The sequence below is a fragment of the Kitasatospora indigofera genome, from assembly GCF_014655955.1.
In the GTDB taxonomy this organism is placed as follows: domain Bacteria; phylum Actinomycetota; class Actinomycetes; order Streptomycetales; family Streptomycetaceae; genus Kitasatospora; species Kitasatospora indigofera.
In genome coordinates, this window is sequence record NZ_BNBO01000016.1 from 97,332 (window position 1) to 120,092 (window position 22,761).

At 75.5% G+C, this 22,761-nt stretch carries 21 protein-coding genes; 12 read left to right on the forward strand and 9 right to left on the reverse strand.

Features of this window, described 5'->3' with window-relative positions:
• Nucleotides 1–141 precede the first annotated feature (141 nt).
• A complete protein-coding gene (locus tag IE329_RS16600) occupies nucleotides 142–918 on the forward strand; it encodes a GntR family transcriptional regulator (RefSeq protein WP_190211650.1) in 777 nt (258 codons plus the stop codon).
• 260 nt (nucleotides 919–1,178) lie between these two features.
• Here the strand turns inward: IE329_RS16600 and IE329_RS16605 are convergent, their stop codons facing one another.
• Nucleotides 1,179–2,363 (reverse strand): ROK family protein, encoded by a 1,185-nt coding sequence (locus IE329_RS16605; RefSeq protein ID WP_190211651.1) that lies wholly within the window; start codon nucleotides 2,361–2,363, stop codon nucleotides 1,179–1,181.
• 625 nt (nucleotides 2,364–2,988) lie between these two features.
• On the opposite strand from IE329_RS16605, the gene IE329_RS16610 reads away from it, so the two are divergent.
• The gene (locus IE329_RS16610; RefSeq protein WP_229927501.1) at nucleotides 2,989–3,672 is read left to right on the forward strand and encodes a class I SAM-dependent methyltransferase; all 684 of its coding nucleotides are present in this window, start codon (nucleotides 2,989–2,991) and stop codon (nucleotides 3,670–3,672) included.
• Nucleotides 3,673–3,823: 151 nt separating this feature from the next.
• A complete protein-coding gene (locus IE329_RS16615) occupies nucleotides 3,824–4,249 on the forward strand; it encodes a GNAT family N-acetyltransferase (RefSeq protein ID WP_190211652.1) in 426 nt (141 codons plus the stop codon).
• Between the two features lie 137 nt (nucleotides 4,250–4,386).
• On the opposite strand, the gene IE329_RS16620 is transcribed toward IE329_RS16615, so the two are convergent.
• Nucleotides 4,387–4,989, reverse strand: coding sequence for a TetR/AcrR family transcriptional regulator (locus IE329_RS16620; protein WP_190211653.1), 603 nt, complete (start codon nucleotides 4,987–4,989; stop codon nucleotides 4,387–4,389).
• 114 nt (nucleotides 4,990–5,103) lie between these two features.
• On the opposite strand from IE329_RS16620, the gene IE329_RS16625 reads away from it, so the two are divergent.
• Nucleotides 5,104–5,538, forward strand: coding sequence for a nuclear transport factor 2 family protein (locus tag IE329_RS16625; RefSeq protein ID WP_190211654.1), 435 nt, complete (start codon nucleotides 5,104–5,106; stop codon nucleotides 5,536–5,538).
• A gap of 158 nt (nucleotides 5,539–5,696) precedes the next feature.
• On the opposite strand, the gene bioD is transcribed toward IE329_RS16625, so the two are convergent.
• The 3 genes from bioD to bioB form a co-directional block, all read right to left on the reverse strand.
• Nucleotides 5,697–6,449 carry a dethiobiotin synthase gene (gene bioD, locus IE329_RS16630; RefSeq protein WP_190211655.1) on the reverse strand — a complete coding sequence of 251 codons (753 nt, stop codon included), beginning with the start codon at nucleotides 6,447–6,449 and terminating at the stop codon, nucleotides 5,697–5,699.
• Complete coding sequence (locus IE329_RS16635) at nucleotides 6,446–7,747, reverse strand: adenosylmethionine--8-amino-7-oxononanoate transaminase (protein WP_229927502.1); 1,302 nt, start codon at nucleotides 7,745–7,747, stop codon at nucleotides 6,446–6,448. The genes bioD and IE329_RS16635 overlap by 4 nt, the downstream gene beginning before the upstream one ends.
• A gap of 88 nt (nucleotides 7,748–7,835) precedes the next feature.
• Entirely contained in the window at nucleotides 7,836–9,077 is a 1,242-nt protein-coding gene (gene bioB, locus IE329_RS16640) for a biotin synthase BioB (protein WP_190211656.1), read from the reverse strand.
• Between the two features lie 210 nt (nucleotides 9,078–9,287).
• On the opposite strand from bioB, the gene IE329_RS16645 reads away from it, so the two are divergent.
• Complete coding sequence (locus IE329_RS16645) at nucleotides 9,288–10,196, forward strand: hypothetical protein (RefSeq protein WP_190211657.1); 909 nt, start codon at nucleotides 9,288–9,290, stop codon at nucleotides 10,194–10,196.
• Nucleotides 10,197–10,385: 189 nt separating this feature from the next.
• Here IE329_RS16645 and IE329_RS16650 read toward each other — a convergent pair whose 3' ends face one another.
• Entirely contained in the window at nucleotides 10,386–11,330 is a 945-nt protein-coding gene (locus IE329_RS16650; protein WP_190211658.1) for an alpha/beta hydrolase family protein, read from the reverse strand.
• A gap of 211 nt (nucleotides 11,331–11,541) precedes the next feature.
• Here IE329_RS16650 and IE329_RS16655 point away from each other — a divergent pair, with 211 nt between their 5' ends.
• Nucleotides 11,542–12,141 (forward strand): TetR/AcrR family transcriptional regulator, encoded by a 600-nt coding sequence (locus IE329_RS16655; RefSeq protein WP_373311215.1) that lies wholly within the window; start codon nucleotides 11,542–11,544, stop codon nucleotides 12,139–12,141.
• A 133-nt stretch (nucleotides 12,142–12,274) separates the two neighbouring features.
• Here IE329_RS16655 and IE329_RS16660 read toward each other — a convergent pair whose 3' ends face one another.
• Nucleotides 12,275–12,949 (reverse strand): helix-turn-helix domain-containing protein, encoded by a 675-nt coding sequence (locus tag IE329_RS16660; protein ID WP_190211660.1) that lies wholly within the window; start codon nucleotides 12,947–12,949, stop codon nucleotides 12,275–12,277.
• Between the two features lie 67 nt (nucleotides 12,950–13,016).
• On the opposite strand from IE329_RS16660, the gene IE329_RS16665 reads away from it, so the two are divergent.
• Nucleotides 13,017–13,859: an oxidoreductase gene (locus tag IE329_RS16665; RefSeq protein WP_190211661.1), complete on the forward strand. Its 843-nt coding sequence runs from the start codon at nucleotides 13,017–13,019 to the stop codon at nucleotides 13,857–13,859.
• Between the two features lie 154 nt (nucleotides 13,860–14,013).
• Here the strand turns inward: IE329_RS16665 and IE329_RS16670 are convergent, their stop codons facing one another.
• Nucleotides 14,014–16,506, reverse strand: coding sequence for a DEAD/DEAH box helicase (locus IE329_RS16670; RefSeq protein WP_373311217.1), 2,493 nt, complete (start codon nucleotides 16,504–16,506; stop codon nucleotides 14,014–14,016).
• Between the two features lie 22 nt (nucleotides 16,507–16,528).
• The gene (locus IE329_RS16675) at nucleotides 16,529–17,458 is read right to left on the reverse strand and encodes a helix-turn-helix transcriptional regulator (protein WP_190211663.1); all 930 of its coding nucleotides are present in this window, start codon (nucleotides 17,456–17,458) and stop codon (nucleotides 16,529–16,531) included.
• A gap of 138 nt (nucleotides 17,459–17,596) precedes the next feature.
• Here IE329_RS16675 and IE329_RS16680 point away from each other — a divergent pair, with 138 nt between their 5' ends.
• The 5 genes from IE329_RS16680 to IE329_RS16700 all read left to right on the forward strand — a co-directional run bounded on the left by IE329_RS16680 (nucleotide 17,597) and on the right by IE329_RS16700 (nucleotide 22,751).
• Entirely contained in the window at nucleotides 17,597–18,640 is a 1,044-nt protein-coding gene (locus tag IE329_RS16680) for an aldo/keto reductase (RefSeq protein WP_190211664.1), read from the forward strand.
• A 342-nt stretch (nucleotides 18,641–18,982) separates the two neighbouring features.
• Nucleotides 18,983–19,993, forward strand: coding sequence for a hypothetical protein (locus IE329_RS16685; RefSeq protein WP_190211665.1), 1,011 nt, complete (start codon nucleotides 18,983–18,985; stop codon nucleotides 19,991–19,993).
• Nucleotides 19,933–20,757, forward strand: coding sequence for an alpha/beta hydrolase (locus IE329_RS16690; RefSeq protein ID WP_190211666.1), 825 nt, complete (start codon nucleotides 19,933–19,935; stop codon nucleotides 20,755–20,757). Before IE329_RS16685 ends, IE329_RS16690 begins: the two co-directional genes overlap by 61 nt.
• A complete protein-coding gene (locus IE329_RS41525) occupies nucleotides 20,754–21,437 on the forward strand; it encodes a hypothetical protein (protein WP_190211667.1) in 684 nt (227 codons plus the stop codon). The genes IE329_RS16690 and IE329_RS41525 overlap by 4 nt, the downstream gene beginning before the upstream one ends.
• A 123-nt stretch (nucleotides 21,438–21,560) precedes the next feature.
• Nucleotides 21,561–22,751 carry an 8-amino-7-oxononanoate synthase gene (locus tag IE329_RS16700; RefSeq protein ID WP_190211668.1) on the forward strand — a complete coding sequence of 397 codons (1,191 nt, stop codon included), beginning with the start codon at nucleotides 21,561–21,563 and terminating at the stop codon, nucleotides 22,749–22,751.
• The last annotated feature ends 10 nt before the right edge of the window (nucleotides 22,752–22,761 follow it).

Sequence of the window (22,761 nt, forward strand, 5' to 3'; positions counted from 1 at the left end):
TCTTGACCATCTCCGGACAGACCCCCTAGTGTCACTTACTGCAAAGACCTTTAATAAAGAAGGACGGATAAAGCCCGCTCTCCTACCTGCCGCAACACCGGGCACGGGCTGGCCGACCTTCCTTCGGGCCGGGTGGAGGACATGGTGGCCACGACAGGACAGCTTGAGGCGGTGCCGGAGCCGAAGTACTGGCACCTGCGCACCGTGCTTCTTCGCACCATTGACGCGGAGTTCTCGACCGGGCAGGTGCTCCCGAACGAGCGCGAGCTCTCGGCCCGCTTCGGTGTCGCCCGTGCCACCCTGCGCCAGGCCCTCGACCAGCTGGAGCTGGAGGGCCGGCTGGTCCGCCGCCGCGGCATCGGCACCCTGATCGCCGCCCCCCGGGTCGGTGTCCCGGTCAGCCGCCGCGAGGAGGGCTGGCCCGGCACCGCCCGCAGCCAGGCCTGGCGCACCGTCGACTGCACCAGCGCCCCGGCCGGCGCGCAGCTCGGGAAGAGCCTCGGCATCCCGGAGAGCGAGATCGTCCACACCGTCCGCCGGGTCCGGATGGTGCAGGGCCAGAACGTGGCGGGCGAGTCGCTGCACGTCCCCTCGTCCGCGCTGCCGCACCTGCCCGGCTTCCGCGCCGAGAACGACCGCGCCCGCTCGGTGCTGCGCCACCTGGAGCGTCTGGAGGTCGACGGCGAGTCCCGCTCGGTCGAACTCGGCGTCGCGGAGGCGCAGGAGGCCGCACTGCTGGAGCGCCCGCCGGGCACCCCGGTCCTCGTGGTCACCAGCCAGTACGCGGCCGGCGGCCGGCTGGTCGCGCTGGCCGTCTCCACCTACCGGGCCGACACCTGCAAGCTCACCTTCGGCGAGACCGGCCTGGTCGAGGTCACCCCGGTCACCGGCGGCGCCGTGGTGGCCACCGCCTCCTGAGCCCGAAGGCGTCCTGCGGCGCACCTGCCCGGCGCCGGCCCGCCTACGAAGGGCCCGTTCACCTGATCAGGTGAACGGGCCCCTTCGTGTTGTCCGGCGACGGTTCGCGGCGGCCGGGTGCGGGGTCGAAGGGCCCCGGACGCGGACGCACCTCCCCCACGCGTGAGGCGGCAAGGGGCCGGCGGGGCAAGGGGCCGGCGGGGCAAGGGACGGCAAGGCAGGGCCGGCCGGAGCCGCCCCCGCCCGCCGCCGCTCGGGCGCTACGCCCGGGCGCCGCCGCCGTTCGTCGGCGGGTCGACCGCGAAGAGCTGCTCCTCGACGTGGTCGAGGGCCACCCGCAGCGCCCCCATCGCCACCACCTCGGAGCCCAGGGCGGCGAGCGCGACCTCCGGCGCCCGCAGGGTGTACAGCTCCAGCTGCTTGCGCAGCGGCTCCAGCACGCCGTCGAGACCGGCCGCCCAGCCGCCGACCACCACCAACTGCGGGTCTATCGCCAGGACCAGCGCGGCGACGTCGTGCACCAGCCGGCCGAGGAAGCGGTCCATCGCGACCTGCGCGACCTCGTCGCCCTCGCGGGCCAGTCGCAGCACCCGGGCCACCGCCGCCTCGTCCAGCGGGTCCAGCGGCTTGCCGGAGGTGGAGAGCAGCCGCTCGGGGGTGGCCTCCCGGCCGAGCAGGTGCAGGGCGCCGATCTCGCCGGCCGCGCCGCCGAAGCCGCGGTGCAGCTTCCCGTTGATCAGGGAGCCCGCGCCCGGGCTGAGTCCGGCCATCACGAACACCACGTCGCCCATGCCGACCGCGGAGCCCTGCCAGTGTTCGGCGATGGCGGCCAGATTGGCGTCGTTCTCGATCAGCACCGGACAGCGGAACGAGCGGCGCAGCCGGCCCCCGAGGTCGAGCCCGGTCCAGCCGGGCATCGCGGTGCCGAGCTGCACGGTGCCGTCCCGGTCGACGATGCCGGGGCTGCCGACGCCGACCGCCCACAGGTTGTCACGCGAGATGCCCGCCTTGCGCAGCACCTCGGCGACGGTGGTGCGGACGGCGCTGAGCCGTTCCTCGGCGTCCAGCGCCTCGTCCACCGGCTTGTAGTGCGTGCCGACCACCTCGCCGGCCAGGTCGGCCAGGATCACCCGGATGTCGTGGACGCCGATCTCGATCCCGAGGATGTGCCCGGCCTCGGCCCGGAACCGGAACCAGCGGGCGGGGCGGCCGCGCTGGCGGCCGCCGCCGGGCTGCGCCGCGCCAGCGTCGTGCTCGACCTCGGCGACCAGGCCGGATTCCACCAGGCTCTCGATGACGCCTTCGACGGTGGGCCGGGAGAGGCCGGTGTCTCCGACCAGCTGAGTGAGGGTCACCGACTGACCGGATCGCAGTGCGCGCAGCGTGACGGCGGCGTTGATCCGCCGCAGCAACGAGGAGTCTCCTCCGGTGAGCCGATCCGACAAGGCGCTACCCTTCCGCGTTCGCGCGACAACTCTGGCGCGCGGTGCCGAGTTCGAGTGCGCGGTGGCTTCTGACGCACCGCGGAACACGCCCGCCCGGAGCGCGTGCGACAGTGCGGCGGTAACCGGAGGACGTGAGCCGGATGCTACCGGTGACCCCTGTCGGCGGGCGAGCATTTCCGCAGCTCATAACGGCTTCGGTATCTAAATGGTACGGATCTGTGGGTACCTGCCCCGGGTGTCCGGGCGGCGGCCGGCCGTGCCGCGGTGGCGGCCCTCGCGGGTGCCTCCCGCCGGTGGTGCCCGGCGCCGCCCCCGTACCGCCCTCGTGCCGGCCCCGTGGGGGTGCCGCCCGGTGCTGTCGGGGCGGCAGTGACGGCGGGGTGGACGGCGGGGTGGACGGCGGGGCCGGCTCTGCGGGCCGGATCGGCGGCACGGTGCGCCACCGGCCGGCCGGACCGGGGCGGAGCGCGGCCGGTGAACAGCCGTCGGCCGCCTCCGGGACGGGCCCGGGGACGAGATGGGGGGCCGTCAGCCGGAGCGGGGTGCGGAACGGGGCGCCGCGGCGGCTCGCCACGGGGCCGGCGGGTGGTGATCCGGGGCGCTGGACGGCCTCTATGCTGCGGGCATGCCGAACGAGCTTCGTACTCTTCATCCGGGCACCACCACGCTGTCGGATCCGGCCTTCGTCCGGGAGAAGACCCGGCTGACGCTCGTTCCCTTCGTCCCCGAGATCCGTCTGCACATGGCGGACGACGCCATCACGCTGTGGGAGTCGACCGAGGAGGCGCGCGGCGAGATCGGACTGCCGCCCCCGTTCTGGGCGTTCGCCTGGGCCGGCGGCGTGGCCGTCGCCCGCTACCTGCTCGACCACCCCGGGCTGGTGGCCGGGCACACCGTGCTGGACCTCGCCGCGGGGTCCGGTCTGGTCGGGATCGCGGCCGCGCTGCGCGGGGCGACCTCGGTCCGGGCGGCGGAGATCGACGCCTACGCCGTGGCCGCCATCGGGATCAACGCCGAGGCGAACGGCGTCCGGGTGGACGCGGCGGTCGAGGACCTGCTGGACGGCGACGGTGCCCCCGCCGAGGTGGTGCTCGCCGGGGACGTGTTCTACGAACGGACGATGGCCGCCCGGTTCCTGCCGTTCCTGGAGCGCGCGCAGGCCCGGGGCGCCGTCGTGCTGGTCGGCGACCCGGGCCGGGCGTACCTCCCGCGCGAGCGGTTCACCGCGCTGGCCTCCTACGAGGTGCCGGTGGTCGCGGACCTGGAGGACGCGGCCCTGAAGCGGACCACCGTCTGGCAGCTCGGCTAGGCCCGGCCCAGGGCCTCGCCCGGGGCCGGCCCGGCGGCGGGTGCCCGGCCGGATCCGCCGGTGAGGCCCGGGCCCGGTCCACCGGCGCGGCCGGGCGGGCCGCCCGGAAATCCCTTCGTGGCGGCCCCGGCCGGGCTGGTAGACAGTCGGTATGACCGATCTGATCATTCGTACCGCTCGCCTCGACGAGGTGCCGGACCTGCTGGAGTTCTGGGCGCGGGCGGCCGAGGGGACGAGCATCACCGACGACGCCGACGGCCTGGCCCGGCTGCTCGCCAGGGACCCGGAGGCGCTGATCGTCGCCGAACTCGACGGCACGGTGGCCGGTACGGTGATCGCGGGCTGGGACGGCTGGCGCTGCCACCTGTACCGGCTCGCGGTCGACCCGGGGCGCCGCCGGCAGGGGATCGGCGCGGCGCTGCTGGCCGCCGCCGAGCAGCGCTTCGAGGCGCTGGGCGGACGCCGGGCGGATGCGATGGTGCTCGACCACAACGAGCTGGGGCAGCGCACCTGGCAGCGGGCCGGCTACGGTCCCCAGCCGCAGTGGACCCGCTGGGTCAAGCCGCTCGGCGGCTGACCGCGCCGCCGCGGGCCCGCCCGGGGCCCGCGACCGGAGCTCCGGGACGTCCCCGCCCGGCCACGTTGCCGCCCGGGCACGTCCCGCCCGGCCACGCTGCCGCCCGGGTACGTCCTGCCGGGGCACGTCCCGCCGGGTCACGCTCCCGTCGGCGTCGCGAACGCGTCGAGCAGCGCGTCGACCTCGCGGGTGACCGCGGCCAGCGCGGCCGTGGGGTCGGCGTGCCGGGCGAGCAGCATGCCCGCCTCGCAGAGGGCGCCCAGCAGCAGGTGGGTGCGGATGCCGAGATCGCCGGGGCGCAGCCGCCCCTCGTCGACGGCCGCGCCGAGGCCGCGGCGCAGCAGGGCGACGCTGTGCTCCGCCTCGATCTCCCGGACCTCCTGCCAGCCGAGCACGGCGGGCCCGTCCAGCAGCAGGATCTGCCGGACCGCCGGGTCCAGGCAGCTGTGCAGGAAGGCCGCGCACCCGGCCCGGACCGCCGCGAGGGCGTCGGGCGAGCCGGCCGCGGCCTCGCGGAGCAGCAGGGCCCGGCGCTGCTCCTGGTGCAGGAAGGCGGCCCGCAGCAGGGCGGTCTTGCCGTCGAAGTGGTGGTAGACGGCGCCCTTGGTGACACCTGCCGCGCGGGCGATCCCGTCGATCGACACGGCCGGGTAGCCGTCCCGGCCGAACAGGGTGATCGCGGCGTCCACGATCTCACCGGTGGTGCTCTCCGAGCGGTCCGCCTGGGTCCTTCTGGCCATTGCTGCCTCCTCTTGACATCACATACTAACGGTACGTAAGTTGCGTACCGCTAGTACGTACTGTTGGTACGTAACATTGGCGGGACCTGGCTCCCGCGGGGGAGAGGACAACTCGTGACAGACACCCGACCCGGTACCCGACCCGGTACCCGTCCGGTAACGGACGACGTGCACCGCGCCTACCACGCGGGCGACTTCGCCGACCGGTGGGCCGCCTTCTGGGCGGCGCCCGACCCGGCCCGACTGGGCACCCTGAGCCACCCGGGGATCGTGCTGCACTGGCCCGGCCGTCCGGAGCCGATCGTGGGCCTGGACCAGTGGACGGCCCAGGTGGCCGGCACCCTGCAGCGCTTCCCCGACCTGCGGCTGGCCGTGCTCGCCCACGCCCTGAACGAGGACGTCGCCTTCATCGGCTGGCGGGCCACCGCCACGGTCGACGGCACCGCCGTCGCCTGGGAGGGGGCCGACCGGATGCGGCTGGTGGACGGCCTGGTGCGGGAGTCCACCGTGGTCTTCGACACCGCGGGCCTGCGCGGCCGCTCCGCCTGAGTACGCCGGCCGGGCACGCCCGATCCACCGCGGTACCCGACCACCGCTCGGCGGCCCGGCCACGGGGCGGGCCGCCGAGCGGTGATGCCGGGGCGTGTCCGTCAGGTCGGCGGGTCACGCCGGTGGCCGATCCGCCGGGCCGTCAGCCGGCCGGGCCGTCAGGGCAGCAAGGGCGGCGGCACCTGGTGGGCGGCCGTGAACGCGTCCGCGTCCCAGTGCCCGCCCAGCCGGGGGGCCAGTGCCGCGTGCGCGACCCCGGCGAAGCCGGCGGCCTCCCGTCCCGCGCCCTCGGGCAGCACGCCGAGCAGCGGGGCCCCGGCCGCGACCGGCAGGTCGGCCAGGTTGCAGCGCTCGGCCAGGCCGGGCTCCCGCGGCCAGGAGCCGACCAGCACGCCGAGCGGCGCCAGGCCCCGGGCGCGCAGCGCCTCCGCCGTCAGGGTGGCGATGTTGAGCGTGCCGAGGGCCGCCGCCGCGACCACCAGCACCTCGGGCTTCAGCCCGAGACCGGCGCTCGCCCGGGCCATGTCGGCCAGCGTGCGGCCCTGTTCGTCGTAGCGGACCAGCAGTCCGCCGGCGCCCTCGACCAGCACCAGGTCGTGCGCGGCGGCGAGTTCGGCCACCGCCTCAGCCACCTGCTCGGGGCCGACGGCCGGCAGCCCGCACCGCCGGGCGGCGGTGTCGGGGGCCAACGGCTCCGGGTAGCGGGCGAGTTCACGGGTGGTCAGCGGCCCGGCGAGGCGGACCACCTCGGCGGCGTCCCCGGGCTCGCCCGGCGCGACACCGGTCTGCCCCGGCTTGAGCACGGCCACCCGGCGTCCGGCGGCCAGCGCGGCCGCGGCGATCGCCGCCGTGGCGACGGTCTTGCCGACGTCCGTGTTGGTGCCGGTCACGAAGAGCACCTCGGCGGTCATCCGGCCACCGCCGCCGCCGTGACCGCCGCGCCGATCCGGGCCAGGTCCTCGTCCCCGGTGACGTACGGCGGCATGGTGTAGATCAGGTCCCGGAACGGCCGCAGCCAGACGCCCTCGCGGGCGGCCGCGGCGGTCGCGGCGGCCATGTCCACCGGGTGGTCGAGCTGGACGACGCCGATCCCGCCGAGGACCCGGACGTCCGCGACGCCCGGCACCTCGGCGGCGGGTGCCAGACCCGCCGTCAGGCCGGCCTCCACCCGCTTCACCCCGACCTGCCAGTCCTGGCCGAGCAGCAGCCCGATCGAGGCGTTGGCGACCGCGGCCGCGAGCGGGTTGCCCATGAAGGTCGGGCCGTGCGCCAGCACCGGCACCTCGCCCCTGCTGATCCCGTCCGCGATCTCGCCGGTGCACAGCGTCGCGGCCATCGTCAGGTAGCCGCCGGTCAGCGCCTTGCCCAGGCACATCACGTCCGGCGAGACGCCGGCGTGGCCGGCGGCGAACAGTTCGCCGGTCCGGCCGAAGCCGGTGGCGATCTCGTCGAAGACCAGCAGGACGCCGTGCTCGTCGCAGAGCCGGCGCAGCAGCCGCAGGTAGCCGGGGGAGTGGAAGCGCATCCCGCCGGCGCCCTGGACGACCGGCTCGACGATGACCGCGGCCAGCTCGTCGGCGTGCCGCTCGATCAGGTCGGCCAGCTCCGTGGCGTAGGCCTCGTCCACCGGCGCGTCGAAGCCGGCCGGCGGCTCGCCCGCGAACAGCTGGCGCGGCAGCACGCCGCCCCAGAGCTGGTGCATCCCGCCCTCGGGGTCGCAGACCGACATCGGGTGGAAGGTGTCGCCGTGGTACCCGCCGCGCCAGGTGAGCAGGCGCCGCTTGGCCGGCCGCCCCACCGACTGCCAGTACTGCAGGCACATCTTCATCGCGACCTCGACGGCCACCGAGCCGGAGTCGGCGAGGAAGACGTGCCGCAGCGGCTCCGGCGTGATCTCCACCAGGGTCGCCGCCAGCCGGACGGCGGGCTCGTGGGTGAGCCCGCCGAACATCACGTGGCTCATCCGGCCGAGCTGGTCGCGGACCGCCTCGTCCAGCACCGGGTGGCCGTAGCCGTGGATCGCCGCCCACCAGGACGACATCCCGTCGACCAGTTCGCGGTGCCCGGCGACCGGTTCGGCCAGCCGGAGCCGGACCCCGGACGCGGACTCCACCACGTACGGGGTCGCGGTGCCGGGCATGGGCCCGTACGGGTGCCAGACGTGCGCCCGGTCGAGCGCCAGCAGGGACTGCGGGGACAGCTGTGCCACGGTGGTCGGTTCCTCGGTCGTCACGGTGTTCCGGCGCCGGGCCCTCGTGGGGCGGCCGGCGCCGGTTCGGTCCGGGTCGGGGGCCGGGTCAGGCGTTCGGGGCCAGCTCGGTCCCGGCGCCGCGCCGCCGCACCCGGACCAGGTCGCTGCGCAGCTCGTCGTTGGGCCCGGAGTCCGCACCGGCTTCCTGGTCGTCCGCCGCGACGGGCGCCGACCCGGCGGCCGCGGCCGCCTCGCCGTGACCGCCGCAGGGGCCGCAGCCGCCGCCCGAACCGCAGGCGCCGCCGGCCGGGGCGCAGGCGTGCCCGGCCGCCTCGGCGGCGTCCACGCGGTGGCGCGGGAGGGTCACCTGGCCGGCGCCCTCGACCTCGAAGCCGGCGTCCGCGATCATGTCCAGGTCGGCCTGGCCGGCCTGGCCCTCGCTGGTCAGGTAGTCGCCGAGGAAGATCGAGTTGGCGATGTGCAGGCCCAGCGGCTGCATCGAGCGCAGGTGCACCTCGCGGCCGCCGGCGATCCGCACCTCGACGTCCGGGCAGACGAACCGGACCATCGCCAGGATCCGCAGGCAGCGCTGCGGGGTGAGGTTCCACTCCTTGGCGAGCGGGGTGCCCTCGAACGGGATCAGGAAGTTGACCGGCACCGAGTCGGAGTCCAGCTCGCGCAGTGCGAAGACCACGTCGACCAGGTCCTCGTCGCTCTCGCCCATGCCCGCGATCAGGCCGGAGCAGGCGGAGAGGCCCGCGCCGTGCGCCTTGTTCACGGTGTCCACCCGGTCCGCGTAGGTGTGGGTGGTGGTGATGTCCCCGTAGGTGCCCTCGGAGGTGTTCAGGTTGTGGTTGTAGGCGTCGGCGCCGGCCGCCTTCAGGCGCTCGGCCTGGTTGTCGGAGAGCAGGCCGAGGCAGGCGCACACCTCGACGGCCTCGTTGGCGTCCTTGATCGCGGCGATGGTGTCCGCGACCCGGTCGATGTCACGGTCCGTCGGACCGCGCCCGCTGGCGACCAGGCAGACGCGCTTCGCGCCGCCGGCCAGGCCCGCGGCGGCGGCCTCGGCGGCCTGCTCCGGCTTCAGCCAGGTGTACTTGAGGATCTCCGCCTTGGAACCGAGCCGCTGCGAACAGTACGAGCAGTCCTCCGGGCAGAGCCCGCTCTTGAGGTTCACCAGGTAGTTGAGCTTGACCCGGCGGCCGAACCACTGCCGGCGCACCCGTCCGGCGGCCGCGACCACGTCGAGGATTTCGTCGTCGGTGGTGGCGAGGACGGCAAGGGCTTCCTCGCGGGTCGGAATTTCCCGGCGCAGGCCCTTGGCGGTGAGGGTGTCGAGCAGATCCATGCGCCTGATCCTGCCCGCTCGCCGGGCGCCCGCGCCAGAGGGAACCCGCCAGAAGATCCCCCGGCGGATGTGCGAGTTGTCACAGTGTCGCCGCTCACAGTAGTGGTGCAGGTCACCCGCGCTCCGCCGGCCGCCCCCCGGACGGCGGAGCCCGGCCCCGGGGCCGACCCGTTGATCAGCGGTGCGGACCCACCACCTAGAATCTGCGCCATGACCACGCAGGGGCAACGCGACCCGCAACCGGAAGACCGGACACCCGAAGGGCGCGCCGCGCGGGCGCGCCACGCGACCCGCGGCCTCCCGGCCAGGGCGCTGGGGTGGTGCGTCGTCGTCGCGGTGGTCGCGGGCGGCGGATGGATAGTCAGCCGGCCGCACCCGGGGGACTGGATACCCGGGCTCGGCCCGTCCAGCGCGGACGCCGCCAAGACCCCGCCGGTGGTCGGCAATCCGCTGCCGCCGAGCGGCACGGACCAGGAAGGCCTCACCGCCGACCGGTACTTTCCCGCCCAGCGCGCCGTCGAGATGGGCGCCTACAAGGGCCGCCGCAACGGCGCCCGGCAGGGCCAGGACTGCGCGGAGACCCTGCAGACCCGCGAGCCGGACCCGCTGCAGGGCAGTGGCTGCCAGGGCTACGTGACCGTCAGCTTCAGCGCCGTCGACCAGCCCGCGCTGCTGTCCAGCGTCACCGTGCTGCGCTTCCCCGACGACGCCTCCGCGGCGAAGGCCGCGCAGGCCCTGCGGGCCGGGCACGGGCCCGCCGAGGCACTGGTCTTCATCCTGCCGGACGCCTCCGCGGCGGCCGTCCCGGTCTCGGCCACCGGCAGGCCCGTCGATCCCGCCAAGCCCGCGGACCCCGGCAAGGTGGAGGCGGTCGGCCACTTCCTGACCGTCACGGTCTCGCGGTTCGCGGAGTCCCGGACCGCGGCGCCGAGCCCCAGCCCCAGCCCGACGGCGTCCGGCACCACCGGCACGCCGGAGACGCCACCGGCCCCCGCCACGACCGGGGCCACGGCGTCCGGCACCCCGAGCGCCCCGGCCGGGCCGAGCCAGGCGCAGCTGCTGGACCTGGCCACCCGGGCGGTCTCCTTCGCGGCCGGCGCCCAGTTCATCTGGACCTGATCCGGACTGCCGCGACCTGACCCGGCCAGCGTCGGCTGATCCGGTCTGCCGTGGCCTGACCCGGGCCGCGTCGGCTGACCCGGGCCGCCGCGACCTGTCCCGGGCCGGGGGAGCGCCCGGGCGGGGCGCGGCACACCGTCAGGGCCCCGTCCAGGTACCGCGCCCGCCGGCCTGCCCGGCGGCGGGGCGCTACTTGCTGCGCAGCTTCCCGAGCGGGTGGGGGTCGCTCTCCAGAGCGGCGGCCGCCGTCCGCCAGCCGGTGTCCCCGGGGTGGAGGGCGCTGCGGAGGAAGGCGGTGGTGAGCCGCTGGACCAGGGCGACGCGGGCGGGGCTCTCGTCGGTGGTCTCGGCGACCTCGTACCCGGGGATGCCGCCGAGCGAGTGCTCCGCGCCGAACAGGGTGAGCAGGCTCTTGGCGCCCGGGCTGTGGGTGTAGGGGTCGGTGAACCAGTCCGGACCGCGGGTGGACAGGTGGGACCGGTCCTGGTCGCCGGCGACGACGAGGGCCGGGGTGGTCATGCCGTCGAAGGAGGGCCTCAGGAAGGGCAGGTGCTCGGCGGCGAACGGGGTCAGGTCGTCGCCCAGTCCGGTCAGGGCGAGCAGCACACCGGCCTTGACGCGCGGGTCGGACATGTCCTCGCCGGGCACGCCGTCCGGGTCCAGGACGCGCGCGCCCAGCAGCACGCTCGCGCTCTGGGCGCCCCAGGAGTGGCCGGCCACCGCGATCCGGCCGTGGTCGACGCGCCCGGCGAGGCCAGGGACGGCTTCCTCCAGGACGTCGAGGCGGTCCAGCACGAGCGTGAGGTCCTCGATCCGGTGCCGCCAGATCCGCGGGGTGCGGGGGTCCTCGGCCGGGACGGCGAGGGTGCGGGAGTCGAGGTGGGTGGGCTGGACGACCAGGAAGCCCTGGGCGGCCCAGTGGTCCGCCAGCGGGGCGTAGCCGTTCATCGACCAGCCGAAGCCGTGCGAGAAGACGATGACGGGCAGCTCGCCGCCGGTCGCCGGGGCGGACACCCGGACCTGGAGGTCCTCGCCCCGGCCGGCCGGGGCGGGCAGGACGACCGGCTTCACGGAGATCACGCGGCGGGGCGCGCCGGCGAGCTGGTGCGCGTACGTGCTGTTCGGGTCGGGCATGGCGCTGCTGTCCGTTCGGTCTGCTCCGTGCGAGGGGCCCGGCGGTTCGCGGAGGCGGCTGCCGGGGTGCGCGGAGATGGCGGGGGGTGAGGGTGCGCGGCTTGGTCGCGTCGCCCCCGTTCTGGCATCATGGCCAAAACGGAACCTTGTTCCGTCGACGATACGGAACCTTGTTCCGTTTTGTAAACCCGTCCCGGGAGGAGTGGCAGATTTGATCGAGGGCAGCGGGAGCGGCCAGGGTGCGCAGGGCGCGCCCGGGGCCGTGCGCAAGGACGTCCGCCGCAATCAGCAGGCCCTGCTGGACGCGGCCGCCGAGGTCTTCGTCGCCTCGGGCGTGGAGGCGCCGGTGCGGGACATCGCGGCCCGGGCCGGCGTCGGGACGGGCACGGTCTACCGGCACTTCCCCACCCGGGCGGACCTCGTCGTCGCCGTCTACCGCCACCAGGTCGACGCCTGTGCCGACGCCGGCCCGGCCCTGCTGGCGAGCGGTCCGACGCCCGGCGCCGCGCTCGGGCGGTGGGTCGACCTCTTCGTCGACTTCCTCGTCACCAAGCACGGACTGGCCGCCGCGATGCACGCCGACAACACCGGCTTCGAGACGCTGCACGCCTACTTCCTCGACCGCCTGCTGCCGGTCTGCACCCGGCTCCTCGACGAGGCCGCCACCGCCGGCGAGATCCGCCCGGACGTCACCGCGTACCAGCTGATGCGCGGGATCGGAAACCTCTGCATCGGCGCGGAGAATGACCCGGAGTACGACGCGCGCCGCATGGTGGCGCTGCTCGTCGGGGGGCTGCGCCGGTCGGTCTGAGCGCCCTGGGCGCCCTGAGTGCACGGAGCGCGTGGGCCGCGTGGGCCGTGTCCGGCCGCCCGCGGTTCAACGGCACTCCGGCCCGGACCGGCCCGTCCTGGCCCTGCCGGGGCCGGCCCGGCCCGGTGCGTGCTCAGCGTTCGCGCGGCAGTCCCAGCTCGCCCGCGCGCAGCCCGGCCTGGAAGCGTGAGCCGGCTTCGAGCTCGGCCATCAGCGCCGCCACCCGCCGCCGGTAGGTGCGCAGCGAGAGGCCGAGCCGACCGGCCGCCGATTCGTCGGTGAGCCCCGAGGCGAGGGCGTCGAGGATCCTGCGGCCGTCGGCGTCGAGGTGCGGGACGCCGGCGCCGCGCAGGCAGGTGTCGAGATCGACGGCGGAGTCCCAGAGCGCCAGGAACAGCGAGTGGACGCCCTCGACCAGGGCCGGCGAGGTCGTGACCGTGTACTCGCGGCCGGCGGGGGTCTCCCGCCCGGCCAGGATCATCACCCGCCGGTCGATCAGGATCGTCTCGTGCGGCAGCGGCGAACCGCTGATCCGGACCAGCGCGCCCTGGCTCCGTACCAGCCGCAGGTGCGCGCGGGCCGCCTCGTCGGCGAGGGCGACCGGGCTGAGCAGCTTCCGGGCGGTGAAGTCCGGGGCGTCGGCGGTGCGCATCCTGGCCCGGATCGCGGCCCGGGCCTCCGGCTGGGACCAGGTGGCGAGGTCCCGGGCGGCGCACAGGAACTCGCTCCGGGCCGACTCGAAGAGATGGCCCGCGCGCGTCATCAGCTCCACGTCCCCGTGGACCGAGAACACCGGTTCGTTCCGCATGCCACCAGTCTGGCAGCAACTGGCCACGAGCTTGCCGGGCCCGGTGGCCGCGGACAGCATGGACGACATGGCGATCAAGACTTTCTCCCTCGGCGGGGACCTGACCGTCAACCGGCTCGGCTTCGGCGCGATGCGGTTGGCGATGAGCACTTTTGACGGTCCGTCACGGGATCCGGAGAGCGGCGTGGCGGTGCTCCGGCGCGCCGTGGAGCTCGGGGTGGACCACATCGACACGGCCGGCTTCTACGGCCGGGGCGAGGTGCGGGCCAACGAGCTGATCCGGACGGCGCTGGCCCCCTACCGCGAGGGGCTGGTGATCGCGACGAAGGTCGGGCCGCTGCCCGGGCCGGACGGCGTGCCGAGCCGGCAGGCGGCGCCGGACGAGCTGCGCGGCCTGGTCGAGGCCGATCTGCGCTCGCTCGGGCTGGACCGGCTCGACCTGGTGTACCTGCGGGTCGGCGGCATGGGCGGGCCCGGCGGCGAGTCGATCGCCGAACGGTTCGCCGTGCTGGCCGGGCTCCGGGCCGAGGGGCTGATCCGGCACCTCGGGGTCAGCAACGTCGACGCCGCGCAGTTCGCCGAGGCCCGGGCGGTCGCGCCGGTGGCCGCGGTGCAGAACCGGCACAGCGGCGACGCGGGGCTGCTGGCGGAGTGCGAGGCGGCCGGCATCGCGTACGTGCCGTACTTCCCGCTCGGCGGGGGCGGCGACTCCTTCGAGGCCGAGCGGCTCGGCAAGGTCGCGGCGGGCCTGGGCGCCACCCCCGCGCAGGTGGCGATCGCCTCGCTGCTGGCGGCCTCGCCGGCGGTGCTGGCGATCCCGGGCACCGGTTCGCCCGACCACCTGGAGGAGAACCTCGCGGCGGACCGGTTGGTGCTCAGCGACCAGGACCTGTCCTACCTGCGGGGCTGACGGGCCGGCGGCGGCCCCCGTCGGCGGCCGCCGGGCGCACAGGCTCGTTGTCACGCCGCCGTTGTCGCGCGGACCGCTGCCACGCGGGCCGCTGTCACGCGGGCCGCTGTCACGCCGGCCGCCCCGGAGGGCGGCCGGCGCGGACCGGCCGGGGTCAGCCGTCCATCCGGTCGACGGCGGTGACGCGCAGCACCGCGCGGCCCTCCTCGTTCGAGCCGTGCAGGTCCACCTCGGCGCTGATGCCCCAGTCGTGGTGGCCCGCCGGGTCGTCGAAGATCTGCCGGACCTGCCAGGCGTCCTCCTCCTGCTCGATCAGCAGCATCTTCGGGCCGCGTGCGTCCGGGCCGGTGGAGAGGTCGTCGTGCTCCTCCCAGTACGGGTCCATCGCGTCCGCCCAGCGGTCGGCGTCCCAGCCGTACTCGCCGTCCAGTTCGCCGAGCGCGTGGTAGTTCTCCAGCGCGGCCAGCTCCACCCGGCGGAACATCTCGTTGCGGACCAGCACCCGGAACGCCCGCTCGTTCGCGGTGACCGGCGCGGGCCGGTCGTCCAGCGTCACCTCGGGGGCCAACGGGTCGGTGGGGTTGGCCAGTTGCTCCCACTCGTCGAGCAGGCTGGAGTCGACCTGGCGGACCAGCTCGCCCAGCCAGGCGATCACGTCCTTGAGGTCGTCGGTCTTGATGTCCTCCGGCACGGTCTGCTCCAGCGCCTTGAACGCGCCCGCCAGGTAGCGCAGCACGATGCCCTCGGTGCGGGCCAGGTCGTAGTGGCCGACGTAGTCGCTGAAGGTCATCGCCCGCTCGTACAGGTCACGGACGACCGACTTGGGCTGCAGCGGGTGGTCGCCGATCCACGGGTGCGCCCGCCGGTAGACGTCGTACGCGTGGCTGAGCAGCTCCTCCAGCGGCTTCGGGTACGTGATGTCCTGGAGCCGCTCCATCCGCTCCTCGTACTCGACGCCGTCGCGCTTCATCTCGCCGATCGCCTCGCCGCGCGCCTTGTTCTGCTGCGAGGCGAGGATCTGGCGCGGGTCGTCGAGGGTCGCCTCGACCACCGAGACCACGTCCATCGCGTAGGAGGGCGAGGCCGGGTCGAGCAGTTCGAAGGCGGCCAGCGCGAAGGTGGAGAGCGGCTGGTTGAGCGCGAAGTTCTCCTGGAGGTCGACGGTCAGCCGGACGATCCGGCCGTCGGCGTCCGGCTCCGGCAGCCGCTCGACCACGCCGCCGTCCAGCAGCGAGCGGTAGATGGCGATGGCGCTGCGGATGTGCCGGCGCTGGGCGGAGCGCTCCTCGTGGTTGTCGGTCAGCAGGTGGCGCATCGCCTCGAAGGCGTTGCCGGGGCGGCCGATCACCGAGAGCAGCATCGCGTGGCTGACCTTGAAGCGGGAGACCAGCGGCTCCGGATCGGCGGCGATGAGCTTCTCGAAGCCCTCCTCCGTCCAGCCGACGAAGCCCTCGGGTGCCTTCTTACGGACGACCTTGCGGCGCTTCTTCGGGTCGTCGCCGGCCTTGGAGAGCGCCTTGTCGTTCTCCACCACGTGCTCCGGCGCCTGCGCCGCGACCTGCCCGACGGTGTCGAAGCCGGCCCGGCCGGCCCGGCCCGCGATCTGGTGGAACTCCCGGGCCCGCAGCGTGCGCACCCGGATGCCGTCGTACTTGGAGAGGGCGGTGAACAGCACCGTGCGGATCGGCACGTTGACGCCGACGCCGAGCGTGTCCGTGCCGCAGATGACCTTCAACAGGCCCGCCTGCGCCAGGCGTTCGACCAGCCGGCGGTACTTGGGCAGCATGCCGGCGTGGTGCACGCCGATGCCGTGCCGGACGAACCGGGAGAGGTTGCGGCCGAACTTGGTGGTGAAGCGGAAGTTGCCGATCAGGTCGGCGATGGCGTCCTTCTCCGCCTTCGAGCACATGTTGATGCTCATCAGCGACTGCGCCCGCTCCACCGCCTCCTTCTGGGTGAAGTGCACGACGTACACCGGCGCCTGACCGGTCGTCAGCAGCTCTTCCAGGGTGTCGTGCATGGTGGTGCGGCGGTACTCGTAGAACAGCGGGACGGGCCGGGTCGCCGAGCGGACCACCGTGGTCGGGCGGCCGGTGCGGCGGGCCAGGTCCTCCTCGAAGCGGCGGACGTCGCCGAGGGTGGCCGACATCAGCAGGAACTGCGCGTGCGGCAGCTCCAGGATCGGGATCTGCCAGGCCCAGCCGCGGTCCGGCTCGGCGTAGAAGTGGAACTCGTCCATCACCACCTGGCCGACGTCGGCCTGGGCCCCGTCGCGCAGCGCGATGTTCGCCAGCACCTCGGCCGTGCAGCAGATGATCGGCGCGGTCGGGTTCACGCTCGCGTCGCCGGTCATCATGCCGACCTGCTCGGTGCCGAACATCTTGCACAGGTCGAAGAACTTCTCCGACACCAGCGCCTTGATCGGGGCGGTGTAGAAGGTCCGCTTGCCCTCGGCCAGCGCCGCGAAGTGCGCACCCGCCGCGACCAGGCTCTTTCCCGAGCCGGTCGGGGTCGCCAGGATCACGTTGTTCCCCGAGACCAGCTCGATCAGCGCCTCCTCCTGGGCGGGGTACAGCGTGATGCCGCGCTCCTCCGCCCAGGCGGCGAAGGTCTCGTACAGCGCGTCGGGGGTGGCGGGGCTCGGCATCAGGTCAAGGAGGGTCACCCGGCTATCTTGCCTGCTCGCGGCGCCCCCGGGCAAAGGCCGGGACGGCGGGGCCGCCCGGGGCGGCGTCCGGCCCCGCGACGGGTGCCCCGCCGGGCCGGTCGGTCGCCTCCAGCGAGAGCAGCAGCCGCAGCGCCGCCTCGCTCGGGCTGCCCGGCTCCACGGTGTACGCCACCAGCGCCTGGTCCGGGTCGTCGGGCAGCCGGAAGGTCTCGAAGGCCAGCTCCAGCGGGCCGACCACGGGGTGCCGGAACCCGTACGAGCCGCGGGTCTTGTCGCGGACCTCCTGGCCGGCCCAGAGCCGGGCGAAATCACGGCTGCCCATGCTCAGTTCACCGATCAGGGCGGACAGGCCCGGGTCGTGCGGGTGGCGGCCGGCCCCCAGGCGCAGGTACGCCACCACGTCGGCGGCCTTCTGCTCCCAGTCCGCGTACAGCTCCCGGGAGGCCTCGTCCAGGAAGACCATCCGGGCCTTCTGCCGCCGCCCGGGCTCCAGCGCCCCGAAGTCGGTGATCAGCGCCGCCGCCGGACGGTTCCAGGCCAGCACCTCGGTGTCCGGCCCCAGCACGTACGCGGGGACGTCGCTCATCGAGTCCAGCAGCCGCTGGAGGCCCGGCAGCACCCGCCGAACCGGCCGGGGCTCCCGGGCCGCCGGCCGCGGGCGGGCCAGATTGCCCAGGTGGCGGCGCTCGTCGGGGCCGAGCCGCAGGGCCCGCGCCACCGCGTCCAGCACCGCCTGCGAGACGTGGTCGGTGCGGCCCTGCTCCAGCCGCACGTAGTAGTCGACGCTCACCCCGGCCAGCTGCGCCAGCTCCTCGCGCCGCAGCCCGGGTACCCGGCGCCGCCCGCCGTAGTCGGGCAGGCCGGTCTCCTCCGGCTTCAGGCGCGCGCGGCGCGACCGGAGGAACTGCCCCAGCTCGGCTCGTCTGTCCATACCCAGGATCATCGCGCACCGGCCGGGGCCCGAGCCTGGTCCTGTCGGACCCAGGGTGGGGCGGAGCCCTGCCGGGGACGGCGCGGCGGGCGAAGGATCGGGTCCGGCAGCAGACCGCACCCCCTCCGGAGGACCCGCATGACCGACGTACCCACCGTGCCGCTCGGCGGCACCGACCTGATGATCAGCCGGATCGGCTTCGGCGCCTGGGCGATCGGCGGCGCCGGCTGGCGCTACAGCTGGGGCGCCCAGGACGACCGCGACTCGATCGCCGCCGTCCACCGCGCCGTCGAGCTGGGCGTCAACTGGATCGACACCGCCGCCGTCTACGGCCTCGGCCACTCCGAGGAGGTGGTCGGACGGGCCCTGGCCGGGCTGCCGGCCTCCCGGCGCCCGTACGTATTCACCAAGTGCGGCCTGGTCTGGGACGACCGCGACCCGCTCGGCGCACCCCGCAAGGTGATGGAGCCCGCCAGTGTCCGCCGCGAGCTGGAGGCCTCGCTGCGCCGGCTCGGGGTCGAGCAGATCGACCTCTACCAGGTGCACTGGCCCGGCGACGGCCGGCCGCTGGAGTGGGGCGCCGAGGCGCCGGCCGAGGCCCAGGGCACCCCGCTGGAGGAGTACTGGCAGCTGATGGCCGACCTGCGGACCGAGGGCAAGGTCCGGGCCATCGGACTCTCCAACCACGGCCCCGAGCAGCTGGCAGCGGCCGCGAAGGTCGCCCGGGTGGACGCGATCCAGCCGCAGTTCTCGCTGCTCAGCCGGTCCGCCGCGGCGGACCTGGCCTGGGCCGCGGCCAACGACGCGGCCGCCGTGGTCTACCAGCCGCTCGCCTCCGGCCTGCTCACCGGCGCCTTCACGGCCGAGCGGGTGGCCGGCCTGGACCCGGAGGACTGGCGGCGCGGATTCCCGGACTTCACCACCGGACTCGCGCGCAACCTCGCCCTGGTGGACGCCCTGCGTCCGGTCGCCGAACGCCACGGCAGCACGGTGCCGGCGGTGGCCGTCGCCTGGACCCTCGCCTGGCCCGGGGTGAGCGGGGCCATCGTCGGCGCCCGCCGGCCCGGCCAGATCGACGACTGGGCCGGCGCCGTCCGGCTGGAGCTGGACGCCGCCGACCTCGACGCGATCACCGCGGCGCTGGCCCGCACCGGGGCCGGGTCCGGACCGCTGCGCCCGTGAGCGGCCGCCGGTGCCCGCGGGGGAGGGCGGCCGGCCCGGGGGCACCGGCCCGCCCGTCCGTCGGGCGAAGTCCTCGGCGAAGTGCCGTCCGTACCGCCGCAGTTGCGCCGGCCGACCGAGCGGATCGGCCGACCGAGCGGATCGCCCGCACCACCCCGTACCGCGCCGCCCGCCCCGACGGCCCGTTCGCGCCGCCTGAGTACGCGTACTCAGGCGTCATGATCGACAACGCGCTAGGGTGATCGCCGCCGCGGGGCGGGAGCGCCCCGGACACCGACTCGGGGGAGCTCATGAACCACACACCTGCGCACGTCACCGGCCCGCGGGCCGGGTGCTGAGCGGATGGACATCGCCGCTCTGCGCGACGCCAGGCCGGGCGAACTGTACGGCGCCGCCGACGCCTACGACCGGCTGCACACCGCCTTCCAGGAGCACACCTCCAACTGGAAGCGCGGCACCGCCGACCGGGTGCACCAGTCCCAGTGGACCGGGGAGGCGGCCACCGGCGCCACCGCCTCCATCGACGGCACCACCGGCAAGCTGCAGGCCGCCGGGATCGAACTCGGCCTGATCGGCGCGGTGCTGCGCGACGGCGCCGAAGCCTTCGAACTCGCCCGGGCCAAACTGCTGCAGGCCCTCGCCGACGCCCGGGCCAAGGACCTCGGCGTCAACGACCGCGGCGACGTCGGCTGGGAGCCGCTGGACCCGCGCAGCAGGCACGACCCCGACGCGGCCGGCTACGAGCGCACGCAGAAGGCGGCCGCCCAGGACATCGGCGACCGCATCACCCTCGCCCTGCGGGAGGCCGCCGAGGCCGACCGGACGACCGCCGAGCGGCTGCGCCGCTGCACCGGCAACGCCACCTCGCAGGCCGGGCTCGACCTCGCCACCGCGGGCGGCGACAGCGCGGCGGCCGTCCTCGGCGGCCGCGACCCGCTCTACACCAAGGGCCTGCCGCCCGACGGCGCCACCCCGACCCAGGTGAACGCCTGGTGGCGGGGCCTGACCGCCGACGAGCAGCAGCGCCTGATCACCGCGCACCCGGAGCAGCTCGGCAATCGGGACGGCCTCCCCGCCGCCGTCCGCGACCAGGCCAACCGCAAGGTCCTGGACGACGCCTTCGACCGGCTCGGCGCGAAGAGCCCCCGCACCGGGACGAGGAGAAGCGCTACCAGCGGGCCCGCACCCTCAAGCTGCGCCTCCAGCAGGACGACGCCCTCGCCGCCGACCCGGGCGCCGACCACCCGCGGGACTACCTGCTGGGCTACGGGGACGAGGGCCAGGGCCGCGCCGTGCTCTCCTTCGGCGACCCGGACAGCGCCACCGACGTCTCGGTCTACGTCCCCGGCATGACCACGACCGTCTCGTCCGTCGGCGCCGGCAACCGCGCCGACGTGGGCGCCAACGAGGGCGACAACGCGCTGAACGTCTGGCGCGCCACCCGCGCGCAGCAGGGCCCCGGCGGCTCGGCCGCCTCGATCGTCTGGCTGGGCTACGACGCCCCGCCCGGGGTCCCGGACGCGGCCTCCGGCGAACGCGGCCAGGCCGGCGCGCCCGCGTACGCGACGTTCCTGACCGGGATCCGGGCCGCCCACCAGGGTGACCGGCCGCCGCACGTCACCTCGATCGGCCACAGCTACGGCTCCTACCTGGTGGGCCAGGCCACCATGCTCTCCACCCGGCACCGCGACGGCTACCTGCCGCCGGACGACGTGATCGTCGTCGGCAGCCCGGGCACCGGCGCCGGCAAGGCCGCCGACCTCGGGCTGCCGGGCCGGGTCTGGGTGGGCGCCGCGACCTACGACGGCGTCACCAGCCTGCCCTCCAAGAACGAGGTGACGGGCGGCCTGGTCGGCAGCATCTTCGGACCGGTCGGCACCGTGGTCGGCGCGGGCATCGGCCACGCCACCGACCCGGACGAGCTCTGGCTGGGCAGCGACCCCGCCGACGCGGACTTCGGCGGCAAGCGCTTCTCGGTCGCCGACGGCAGCGTTGCCCACCCGCAGGACACCCATCTGGAGTACCTGACGCCGCAGAACGGCGGGCCCTCCCTCGCCAACATCGGCGCCGTCGTGGCCGGCCACGGCGACCGCGCGCAGCTGGTGGCGGGCCGGTGAGCCGCCGTGCGCCGCGGACCTGCGCGGCGGTGGCCGCCGGCCTCCTGGTGCTGCTCCTCGCGCTCGGCGGGTACGTCCGGGCGACCGGCGGGTGGCTGCCGCGCCTCGACGAGCCGGTGATGACGGCGGGGCAGGCCCGGGACCGGATCGACGGTGCGCTGCACGGCAGCCTGGACGGCCTGGCCCCGGCCGTCCCGTACCTGGACGACTGGTACGACGTGGCGCGGGGCGACGCCCACTGGGACGGCGAGGCGAGCCGCTACTCGCTGGTGGGCCGCAGCTGGCGGGTCCGGGTACGGCTGGCGCCCGGCCGGCGGGACGAGTTCCTGGCGGCGGTGACGGCCTCCTGGCAGCAGCGGGGCTACCGGGCCGGGCCGGCGCTCGACCCGGCCGGGAGGCCCTACGACGGGAGCCAGGACCACATCACCCGGTCGGCGACCACCCCCGACGGCGTCTTCGTCACGGTCACCCTGGACGGCCGCCGCCAGGACCCGACGGCGGGGCAGGGCGGCCCGGCCCCGTTCGTCACGGTGGTGGTCGCCGCGACGGTGGCCGACGCCGAGTACGGCGGGGCGTCGGTCTACGGGAAGCCCCCGCCGCTCCCGGCGGACCTGCCGCGGCGGGCGGACGGCGGCCCGGACCGCACCCCGGGCGTCGACGACCCCTACTGGTCGCACTGAGGACCGGTCGCACCGAGGACCGGTCGCACCGAGGGCATCTGACGGGGCGACGGGCGGCCGGCCCGGGCCGTGTGCGCAGGCGCACATTGCCCGGGCCGCGTCCGTCGTGCCAGAGTGCGGCCCATGGCCCACCGCACCGCGCCCGAGCAGCAGACCCTCACCCCGGCCGCCGTCTTCGACTGGCTCGACGAGGCCGCCGAGCTGCGGGCCCGGGCCGGCCTCACCCGGACCCTGCGCAGCCGTCCCGCCGACGACCCGGTGCTGGACCTCGCGAGCAACGACTACCTCGGGCTGGTCCACCACCCCGCCGTGACCGGCGCCGCCGCCGAGGCGGCGCTGCGCTGGGGCGGCGGCTCCACCGGCTCGCGGCTGGTCACCGGCACCACCGCGCTGCACACCGAGCTGGAGGAGGAGCTGGCCGCGTTCTGCGGGGTCGAGGCGGCGCTGGTCTTCTCCTCCGGCTACACCGCGAACCTGGCGGCGCTCACCGCGCTCACCGACCCGGACACCCTGATCGTCTCGGACGCCAACAACCACGCCTCGCTGATCGACGGGTGCCGGCTGTCGCGCAGCGACGTCCACCGGGCGCCGCACAGCGACCCCGCCGCCGTGGCCGCCGCGCTGGCCGCGCGCACGCACCGGCGCGCCCTGGTCGTCACCGACTCCGTCTTCTCCGTGGACGGCAACGCCGCCCGCCTCCCGGAGCTGTCCGCCGCCGCCCGCGCCCACGGCGCCGCCCTGCTGGTGGACGACGCGCACGGGCTCGGCGTGCTCGGCCCCGGCGGCGCGGGCGCGCTGGCCGCCGCCGGGCTGGCCGGGCAGCCGGACACGGTCGCCACCGTGACGCTCTCCAAGTCGCTCGGCTCGCAGGGCGGCGCCGTCCTCGGCCCGCGCCGGGTCGTCCGGCACCTCACCGAGACCGCCCGCACCTTCATCTTCGACACCGGCCTGGCCCCGGCCGCGGCGGGCGCCGCGCTCGGCGCGCTGCGGCTGCTGCGGGCCGAGCCGCACCGCGCCGAGCGCGCCCGCGAGGTGGCCCGGACGCTGTCCGCCCGGCTCGTCGCGGCCGGCCTGGTGGCGAGTGCGCCGGACGCCGCCGTGGTCTCGGTCCGGGCTCCCGGCCCGGAGGCCGCGGTGGCCTGGGCGGCGGACTGCCGGACGGCCGGCCTCGCAGTGGGGTGCTTCCGTCCGCCGTCCGTGCCCGACGGCGTCTCCCGGCTCCGGCTGACCGCCCGCGGGGACCTCACGGACCGCCAGATCGCCGACGCCGTCCGGATCATCAGCGCGACCGCGCCGGCGGGCGCCGCCGGCTGACCCTGCCCAG